General features: G+C 71.2%; 4 protein-coding genes and 1 pseudogene. 3 read left to right on the top strand and 2 right to left on the bottom strand.

Translation table 11 applies throughout. The features are described 5' to 3' along the window. Positions 1–291: 291 nt before the first annotated feature. Positions 292–888, top strand: a complete 597-nt coding sequence (locus ACFWY6_RS43970; protein ID WP_384703106.1) for a hypothetical protein — start codon at positions 292–294, stop codon at positions 886–888. Positions 889–946: 58 nt separating this feature from the next. Here ACFWY6_RS43970 and ACFWY6_RS43965 read toward each other — a convergent pair. Together ACFWY6_RS43965 and ACFWY6_RS43960 are read right to left on the bottom strand one after the other, a co-directional pair. Next, positions 947–1,288 (bottom strand): annotated as a pseudogene (locus ACFWY6_RS43965) (DUF5994 family protein); the annotation flags it as partial. A 142-nt stretch (positions 1,289–1,430) separates the two neighbouring features. After that, entirely contained in the window at positions 1,431–2,264 is an 834-nt protein-coding gene (locus ACFWY6_RS43960; protein ID WP_384703103.1) for a class I SAM-dependent methyltransferase, read from the bottom strand. A 138-nt stretch (positions 2,265–2,402) separates the two neighbouring features. Here ACFWY6_RS43960 and ACFWY6_RS43955 point away from each other — a divergent pair, with 138 nt between their 5' ends. Then, the gene (locus ACFWY6_RS43955) at positions 2,403–4,178 is read left to right on the top strand and encodes a S9 family peptidase (protein WP_384703109.1); all 1,776 of its coding nucleotides are present in this window, start codon (positions 2,403–2,405) and stop codon (positions 4,176–4,178) included. A 112-nt stretch (positions 4,179–4,290) separates the two neighbouring features. Beyond that, positions 4,291–5,121, top strand: coding sequence for an SURF1 family protein (locus tag ACFWY6_RS43950; RefSeq protein ID WP_384703100.1), 831 nt, complete (start codon positions 4,291–4,293; stop codon positions 5,119–5,121). Positions 5,122–5,261 lie beyond the last annotated feature (140 nt).

The raw sequence follows: 5,261 nt of genomic DNA, 5'->3' as shown, positions 1-5,261 counted from the left end.
TCCTTGAGCTCCTCCGGTGAGAAAGCAGGCTCGTACCAGCACGCTGGTGGCTCCCAGTTGGGGTCCACCGAGGTGAGCTCGCCCATGGAGACTGCCATCGTGATCGCGGCCATCTGCCTGATGATCGTTCTCGGGGTGCTCTTGATCCATCGGATGAGGCCGCGCTGACGCGGCGCCGACTCGACGTGATGGATCCCTCACGCCCCGTTCCGCTCGCCGTTCCGTGGTGTCACCATGCGGAGTCCAGGCGTGTCGAGGGGTGTCCTCGGTGGGGGCGGGCGGGAGGCGCAGATGGCTGAGGTTTTCTTGCGGCGGCTGACGCGGTGGCAGGCGGAGCAGCAGCGGGAAGCGGTGGCCGATGTCTACGTAGAGGCCTACCGGGGCGTGGCCGGTGCCGAGTACGCGGACCGGCAGGGGTTTCTGCAGTGCTTCGAGAACACCGTGCAGCGGCCCGATTTCGACATGGTCGTCGCCGACGCGGGAGGCCTCGTCGGCTGTCTCTACGGGTATCGCGCCGCGCGCACCGGTGACTGGTGGGAGGGGTTTCGCGGCATCCTGCCCACGGAGGTCGAGGAACGTACCGCGTCGGGGCGGGTCTTCATCCTGACCGAGCTCATGGTGGTGCCCGCCTATCGGCGGCAGGGCATCTCGGAGCGGCTGCGCACGCTGCTCCTCGTCCGGCACACCACCGATCTCGTCGTCGCGGTGATCAAGCGGGACGACGATCTCGGGCGTGAGGTCCTGCGGTCGTGGGGGTGGACGAAGCTCGGGGATTTCGACTCGGGTGACCCGAGCGGCTCGGGCTGGGCAGGATCGGCACGCCGGGCAGGGACGGGAGCGCCGGCACCGGGTGAACTCGCGTGGGAAGGGTGGATGCGACCGTCGTAGCCGATGTCATGAGTGCGGCCGCCTCTGCGGCGGTCGCCTCCGGCGGCACCACGAGCAGGTCCCAGCGGCCGCGGCCCGGCGCGAGCAGGCAGACCGTGTGCGGGTCGTGCCGGCCCGGGGACCGCCTCAGCCGCACGACGTGGTTGGCGACCAGCATGCGGCCCGGCAGCGCCATCCACATCGCGCCGTCCACCGTGACGCCGTCGATCCTGCCCCAGGCGGCCGGCAACGCCGCGATGAGGAGCGGCAGTTCGGCGATCAGCTCGCTGGAGCGGGGCCACCAGGCGCCGTCGATGCGGCGCGGCAGGGGGCTGTGTGGGGCGAGGCCAAGACGGGCGGGGCCGGGTTTCACGGAGACGGGTTTTACGGAGACGGGTTTTACGGAGACGGGCGTGCGCATGGCTGGCTCCTGTTACCGCGGTGGGTGGAACCAGGGTCTGGGGCTGCCCATGGGGATTGGCTCGGCTCGTCCGGGCTGGTCCTCGGTGGGCGGTTCGGCGTCGGCCGGAAGGATGAGTACCGCAGGGCCGGCTCGGGCCCGGTCAGGCGGCCGCCGGCCTGGTCGCCTTCAAGGAGTACATGAGGGGGATGCGGGGCCTGGACGCCGGGAACCGGTAGGCGCCGTCCCGGAGTTCGAGGGCTCCGAAGCGCTCGAAGAGGGTGCTGTCGTGCTCGTGGAGGAAGTCGACGCGCAGGCCCGCCGCCGCGAGTGCCGTGACGACGTCGCCGATGGGGTGCTGCCACTCCACGCTGCGGTTGTGGACCGTGGGGGTCGTCGTGTCCGCGTAGCCGCCCGGGGTCTCGTCGATCCAGGCGTCGCGGGCGAAGTAGTCGTACGCGATCCGTGAGCCCGTCTCGTCGTCGAGGATGTCCGTGAGCGGGTGGAACTCCGCGAGGTAGAGGAAGCCGCCGGGCGCGACGAGCGCGGCCGCGGTCTCGGCCCAGCGCTGGATGTCGGGGAGCCAGCACAGGGCGCCCACTCCGGTGTAGACGATGTCGTACGAGGTGTCGGGCACCGCGTCCGCGGCGTCGTACACGTCGGCCGCGACGAAAGACGCCTGGTCGGCGCCGAGGCCCAGCTCGGCGGCCAGGTCGCGGGCCGCGTCGACGGCGGGCTCGGAGAAGTCGAGGCCGACCACGCGGGATGCGCCGTGCCGGGCCCAGGAGAGGGTGTCCAGGCCGATGTGGCACTGGAGGTGCAGCAGCGTGCGCCCGGTGACATCACCGACCTCCGTGAGCTCGAAGTCACGCAGCGGGTCCTTGCCGGAGCGGAAGGCTTCGAGGTCGTAGTAGTCGCTGGCGAGATGGAGAGGGACGCGTTCGTCCCAGCGTTTTCGGTTGGCCTCGCGCCAGTCGGAAGGGGTCGGGGAGTACATGCCGGAAAAGTTATCCACAGGCTGGGGACCCTCGCCAGCGGATTGTCGGCGCGGGCGTGCACTATGGGGTCCATGAGCGATGTGGGCGAGGGTGCAGCAGCGGTGAGTACGTCGGGTGCGGACGGGGGTGGCGCGGGGATGCCGGACTGGGAGAAGCGGTTCCGTGCGCCGCGGGTCTCGCTGCCGGACTGGGCGGAGGAGGCTCCGAGCCGCTCCTTGTTCGTGTCGAACGCGACGGGGACGTACGAGCTGTACGCGTGGGACCGGGCGACCGGCGAGCAGCGCCAGGTGACGGACCGGGCGAACGGCACGACGGACGGCGTCCTCACGCCGGACGGCGAGTGGATCTGGTGGTTCAACGACAAGGACGGCGACGAGTTCGGCGTGTGGATGCGCCAGCCCTTCGCGGGCGGCGGCACCGACGAGCCCGCGGTGCCGGGACTCGAAGCCTCGTATCCGGCGGGGCTCGCCCTCGCGCGGGACGGGCGGATGTCCGTCGTCGGGCGCTCCACGGACGAGGACGGTTCGACGATCCATGTCGTACGTTCCCCGGGCGCGGACCCCGTCGAGATCTACCGCCACCGCGAGTCCGCGGGCGTCGGCGACCTCTCCCACGACGGCTCCCTGATCGCCGTCGAGCACACGGAGCACGGCGACGCGATGCACTCCGCGCTGCGGGTGGTCAGGCCGGACGGGTCGATGGTCGCCGAGCTCGACGACACCGAGGGCGGCACGGTCGAGCTCGGCCTTGAGGTGCTCGGCTTCGCGCCGGTCGACGGGGACACGCGGCTGCTCGTCGGGCATCAGCGGCGCGGCCGCTGGGAGCCGATGGTGTGGGACGTCGCCACGGGCGAGGAGACGGACCTGGCACTCGACCTGCCGGGTGACGTGAGCGCCGAGTGGTATCCGGACGGTTCCGCGCTGCTCATCGCGCACAGCTTCGAGGCCCGCAGCGAGCTGTTCCGGTACGGGTTCGCCTCCCGCGACCTGGTCCGGGTTGAGACGCCCGCGGGGTCGGTGTCGGGGGCGACGGCGCGGCCGGACGGCAGCGTGGAGTACCTGTGGTCGTCGGCCGCCGAGCCGCCGGTGGTGCGGTCGACGGCGGGCGGCGTCGTGCTCGACCCACCGGGCATGAAGGCCCCGGCGTCCGTGCCGGTGGAGGACGTCTGGGTGGAGGGTCCCGGTGGCCGGGTGCACGCCCTCGTACAGAAGCCGCAGGGCGCGAGCGGACCGCTCCCGACCGTCTTCGAGATCCACGGCGGGCCCACGTGGCACGACAGCGACGCGTTCGCCGCGGGCCCCGCGGCCTGGGTGGACCACGGGTACGCGGTGGTGCGGGTCAACTACCGCGGTTCCACCGGGTACGGCCGGGAGTGGACGGACGCGCTGAAGCACCGGGTCGGTCTGATCGAGCTGGAGGACATCGCGGCGGTGCGGGAGTGGGCGGTGACGTCGGGCCTCGCGGACCCGGACCGGATCGTCCTGGCCGGCGGTTCGTGGGGCGGCTATCTCACCCTCCTCGGCCTCGGCACCCAGCCCGACGCCTGGGCGCTCGGCCTGGCCGCGGTGCCGGTCGCGGACTATGTGACGGCGTACCACGACGAGATGGAGGCCCTGAAGGCGATGGACCGCACGCTCCTGGGCGGTACGCCGGAGGAGGTCCCCGAGCGCTTCGAGGCGTCGTCCCCGCTGACGTACGTGGACGCGGTGAAGGCGCCGGTCTACATCTCGGCGGGCGTCAACGACCCCCGCTGCCCGATCCGCCAGATCGACAACTACGTGGACCGGCTGAAGGCGCGTGAGGCGGTGCACGAGGTGTACCGGTACGACGCGGGGCACGGCTCGCTCGTCGTGGGCGAGCGGATCAAGCAGGTGCGGTTGGAACTGGACTTCGCGGAGCGGCACCTTCGTTAAGCACCTTCGTTAGCGGCACCTTCGTTAGCGGCACCTTCGCCAGGGGCACCCTCGCCAGAGGGCGACGGACCCCCACGGGCCGGGTGCGGCAAGGGACCCGTACCGTGGGGGTGTGTACCGGTTCCTGCTGACGCCCCGCTGGTGGGGGATCAACGTCTTCGTCCTGCTGGCCATCCCCGTCTGCATCTTCATGGGGTCATGGCAGCTGGCACGCTTCGAGGACCGCGTCGAGGCGCATGACGCCGCGCAGGAGAAGGCCGACCGGCAGGCCTCGCCGTCCCGTGACGCGTCGGAGGCCCGGCCGCTGGACTCCCTTCTCCCCGTCGACAAGGAGACGTCCGGGGAGCTGGCTTCGGCGACGGGGCGGTACGGCAAGCAACTCCTCGTGCCGGACCGGAAGTTGGACGACAAGTCCGGCTACTACGTCCTGACGCTGCTGCGCACGGACAGCGGCAAGGAGCTGCCGGTCGTGCGGGGGTGGCTGCCGGGGAAGGCGGGCTCCGGCTCGGCGAAGGTTCCGGCCGCTCCATCAGGGAAGGTCACCGTGACGGGGGCGCTGCAGGCCTCCGAGAACCCCGGGTCGAACGGGGTCAGTGCGGCGGGAGGGCTGCCGGACGGGCAGCTCGGTGCGATCAGCGCGGCGTCGCTGGTGAACCTGGTTCCTGGTGATGTGTACGACGCGTGGGTGACGCTGGAGAAGGGCGACTCCGGTATGAAGCCGGTGCCGGCGGCCGCTCCGGAGAACTCCGGTCTTGACCTCAAGGCGTTCCAGAACCTCGGCTACACCGGGGAGTGGTTCGTCTTCGCGGGGTTCGTGGTGTTCATGTGGTTCCGCTTGTTCCGGCGGGAGCGGGAGTTCGCGCGGGACGCTGCGCTGGGGCTGCTGCCGGTTGAGACTTCGCCGGGTGCGGAGACCGGGCCGGAAGCGGTTCGCGGGGCCTAGGTTTTCCCTTTCCCCAACCCCGCCCCTTCCCGAACTTTCCGGCTTCGCCGGCCGCAGGCGTACCGGAAAATCACCGGCTTCGCCGAGTTCGTCCTCAAACGCCGGACGGGCTGAAAGGGGTGGGCGGGAGAGTTCCGCCG

The sequence above is a fragment of the Streptomyces sp. NPDC059037 genome, assembly GCF_042740015.1.
In the GTDB taxonomy this organism is placed as follows: Bacteria; Actinomycetota; Actinomycetes; order Streptomycetales; family Streptomycetaceae; genus Streptomyces.
The sequence above is the reverse complement of the archived record's forward strand: the minus strand, read 5'-3'. Positions and strand labels throughout refer to the sequence as shown.

Excerpts from the sequence above, each read along its gene's own strand:
- ACFWY6_RS43955 (WP_384703109.1), top strand. The coding sequence starts at position 2,403 with ATGCCGGACTGGGAGAAGCGGTTCCGTGCGCCGCGGGTCTCGCTGCCG.
- ACFWY6_RS43960 (WP_384703103.1), bottom strand. The coding sequence starts at position 2,264 with ATGTACTCCCCGACCCCTTCCGACTGGCGCGAGGCCAACCGAAAACGC.
- ACFWY6_RS43970 (WP_384703106.1), top strand. The coding sequence starts at position 292 with ATGGCTGAGGTTTTCTTGCGGCGGCTGACGCGGTGGCAGGCGGAGCAG.